A 3838-nucleotide genomic window follows, 5' to 3' on the forward strand; every position below is an offset into this window, starting at 1 on the left:
TATCTTTGACAACAAAGATCGTCTGCGCTCGATCGATCTCCAGATCGGCAGGGAGATCGGCATGGCTCTCGGTCGGCAAGATATAGCCGATCTCGATCGATTTGACGTCGCGATCGTTATACTTGATGCCATTGCTAATCAAATTGGTAAATAGCTCTGCTAGCTGGGTGCGATCGCATTCGACCGTGGGTAACGGACGTGAGATCTCAAACTCCACCGCTGCTGGTTGACCGATCTTAATCATCTCAATGACGCTCTCGACGACATCGGCGAGATTCACTGGCTCGAATTGGAGTTCGGTGCGACCGCAGCGGGAATAGTGAAGCAAGGATTCGATCAGATCTTCCATTCGTTGCGTCAACCGCATCAGGGTAGCTAATTTGTGGGTGCCATCCTCGCCCAACTTATCGCCATAATCTTCGATCAAGAATGTGGAATAGTTGTGGATGCCGCGCAGCGGTTCTTTGAGATCGTGAGATGCCACATAAGCAAAGGAATCCAACTCCACATTACTCCGTTCCAGTTCGGCATTTAATACGGCTAGTTCGTCAGCTTTTTGCAACACGATGCCGATAATCCGCATCCGCAGTTCGAGTGCGGCTTCGATCTCACAGGTTTTCCAGGGTAGCGATGTGCGCTGCACCGTCTCTCGCCACAGCTCGAAGGATGTGCGCGGGGTCAGCCGCAATTCGTTAGCGTCACCAACTTCAACGGGTTTATTCGGTTCGCCGCCCCACTCGATGGTTTGGAGTACTTCCGGTCGAAACCAGAGCAGATAAGTATGCTGAATCCGGGAAATTCGCAACGCTAGCAGCCCGCTGGCAACGTCTTGGTAAGGTGAGAAGGGTTGGTAGTCATCGACCAAGGTATTGGTGCTATAAATCGACTCCTCGCTGAGCTGTGACTCGATCCACTCGATGAGACTAGCGATTGTTGCTGTGGGCGGGGTTTGACCGAAACATTCAACTCGTCCGCGTTCGCAAAAGACCACCCCCGACGCTCTGACTAGAGCCATGAGATCCGCTGGGTTGCGCTCGAAGCCCTCGCTGAGGGTCTGACAGCTCGCGATCGTATTGACAAACTTGGCTTGAGCTGTCTGAATTTGCAATTTGTAGTCCGCATCTTCGGCATCGGCTTTGGCACCGACCTCAAAGGAAATCACCTGTCCCAAAAACTCACAAATCGTCCGCGTCTCGTAAGAGAGCTGCTTGGGTGCATAATGATGGCAAGCAATCAGTCCCCACAATTGACGATTCTCCGAGGGAGAGGCTCCGCCAACCCGCAGGAGCGAAATCGACATTGAGGCTTGCACCCCCATATTTTGGAGATACTTGATATGCATCGGCGAGACACTGCGCAGCACCGATAGACTCAAATCCAAGGGTGCGCCGGTGGCGGGATTGAGGAGTGGTTCTAATCCTACCGGCTCGTACGCCACATCGGAAACGATCCGCAGTAAATTGAGCCGATAGAGTTCTTTGGCTTGTTGGGGAATATCGCTAGCCGGATAGTGCAAACCCAGAAATGAACCGATCTGCCCTGCTTTAGCTTCAGCAATCACATTGCCCGAACCATCCGGCTCGAACCGATATAACATCACTCGATCGAATCCAGTCAGCGTCCGAATTGTGTTGACAGTTTGCTCGGCGAGTTCGGTGAGGGTTTGGGTACTTTGAATCCGATCGATCGGGGCTTTGACAAACTTATAAAAATCAAAAAAACTCACGCCCTGCTGGCCTTTGGCTTCCAGATCGGCTCCAGTCGCCACTCGTTCCAGCTCTAGGACAACTACACCGTCGCTACGATGCACGATCCCTTCAAATTCCTCGGATTTGCCATTGACTTGGAGCGATAGCCGGAGCGGATTGACATTCTCAAAATCAGCATTGATGCAGCTTTGAATTGCGGCAATCTGCGATCGCTCCATTAGCACCGAGAGCGGCTGTCCCAAGAAATCAGCGGGCGATCTGCCGAGCCATACCTGGGAATTTTGACTGATTTGCAAGATCTCCAGATCTGTTTCCGAAAATGTCAGTAATACACCATGAGATTGAATGGCATTGGGTGTATGGATCGGTTCGCGATCGCAATTAGTTAGCGATACTTGTGACACATCCAGAGCTGGATCTGTGAGCTTGGCGATCGAGTCTTTGATTTGAGTGATGAAATCTATTGCAGTCATGAAGATTGTATGTGGAGTTTTTAGAGCGATCTCCGCCGAGTGTCAAAGTCAACGATCTCAAAGATGTCACGACGATGCAGCCAAAAGAATTACGTAGTGGGTCAATTAACTCTGCATCATGTCACCAGTCTTCAATTATACTCAGCCATTGCCAGTCATGCCATTTCGGCGATGTAGTCGCTTTTTTAAAAATCTATCTAAAGATAGATAGTCAATTGTTTGTTATTTCATAATTGGTGCGATCGTATCGCCATTGACAGCGATGGCAGCAATTTAACCATCTCAGCTCGGCACCAGCGATTGTATTCCGTAGTGGTTGGCCATCCGATTTCTACTACAAATATCTCTCGATCGACAGAGGTTTGAGTGTCGATCGAACTTTAGTCTATGTAGTTAAGGATGCGACTGAAATTTGAACGTAATGTGTGAAAACTCTGAAGTTTAAATCCGTTGTACTCGAAGCCAATTTGTTGCCGATGTCAGGATTTACTAGCAATGTTGGTAGCCAGATCGTTTGGCAACACTTTTGCACTGCAATTTATGCGAGGAGTTATGAAGAAGATCGGTTTATTATTAGCCTCAGTCGCTAGCGTCGCACTACTAATTAGTTCCTGTTCGCCATCTGGTACTGGCGGCACTGGGACGGGTGGCGGCACGGGCACGGGTACTGGTACTGGTACTGGCGGCACTGGCACGGATGGAACGGGCACTGGCACTGGTACTGGCACTGGCACGACGCCATCAGCTAGTCCGAGTAGCAGTCCGGGGATGAGCAGCCCAGGGATGAGTCCGAAACCTAGCGCGACCACCACTCCCAAAACTAGCCCTTCAGGCAGTCCTTCGGCCAGTCCTTCCACCCGCCCTTAGGCATCGCTGCACGAACAGTTCTGGCAGTCACAACAACAGCCTAGAAAGTCACTAACAAGTTTACTTAAAACTACATAGATTTAGCGGGGAGATGTCTGACGATGTCTCCCCTGATTTGTGTGGGTACGACAGCAGCAGATCGAGTTACAACCGAGGCTGGCAAGCGATCTCTACCCAAAGACAGAGCTTAAAAATATTTATCTTGCTTAGATTTAGAGAGCAAGTCGATCCATATCAGAGAGGAGATCGATTGACTTTCCCTTCATCCAACTATATATCCTCTTCCTAATTAGCCAGCTCAAAATAGCATCTAACGGAACAACATGAGCGAACAAAAGATCGACGAGCAAAGCAAAAATCAGAGCCTCGACAACTATCGCGTAGCACCGGGCGCAAAACTCACTACCGATGAAGGTCATCCCATTAGTAATACCGATGACTCGCTCAAAGCGGGCGGGCGGGGGCCGACACTATTAGAAGATTTCCATTTTCAACAAAAGCTGTCTGCATTCGATCGCGAACGCATTCCCGAACGGGTAGTCCACGCTCGTGGTGCGGGCGCACACGGTTACTTCGAGCCATATGCATCGATGGCCGAATTTACCAAGGCGAAGTTTTTGGCAAACCCGTCGGTGAAGACGCCGGTATTCGTGCGCTTCTCCACGGTTGGCGGTTCGCGCGGCTCGGCTGATGCCGTGCGGGATGTCCGGGGTTTCTCGGTCAAGTTCTACACCGAAGATGGCAACTACGATATTGTCGGTAACAATATTCCGGTCTTCTTTATTCAGG

At 50.3% G+C, this 3838-nt stretch carries 3 protein-coding genes; 2 read left to right on the forward strand and 1 reads right to left on the reverse strand.

Features of this window, described 5'->3' with window-relative positions:
- Positions 1-2182: GAF domain-containing protein (locus tag RMO84_RS20410; protein WP_310490271.1), on the reverse strand; the 2182-nt coding region annotated here is incomplete at its 3' end.
- Positions 2183-2734: 552 nt separating this feature from the next.
- Between RMO84_RS20410 and RMO84_RS20415 the strand changes: the two genes are divergently transcribed.
- Complete coding sequence (locus RMO84_RS20415; RefSeq protein WP_310490272.1) at positions 2735-3049, forward strand: hypothetical protein; 315 nt, start codon at positions 2735-2737, stop codon at positions 3047-3049.
- A gap of 323 nt (positions 3050-3372) precedes the next feature.
- Positions 3373-3838 (forward strand): catalase (locus tag RMO84_RS20420; RefSeq protein ID WP_310490273.1); only part of this gene is annotated, 466 nt, incomplete at its 3' end.

This window comes from Chamaesiphon sp. VAR_69_metabat_338 (genome assembly GCF_031423935.1).
GTDB lineage: Bacteria > Cyanobacteriota > Cyanobacteriia > Cyanobacteriales > Chamaesiphonaceae > Chamaesiphon.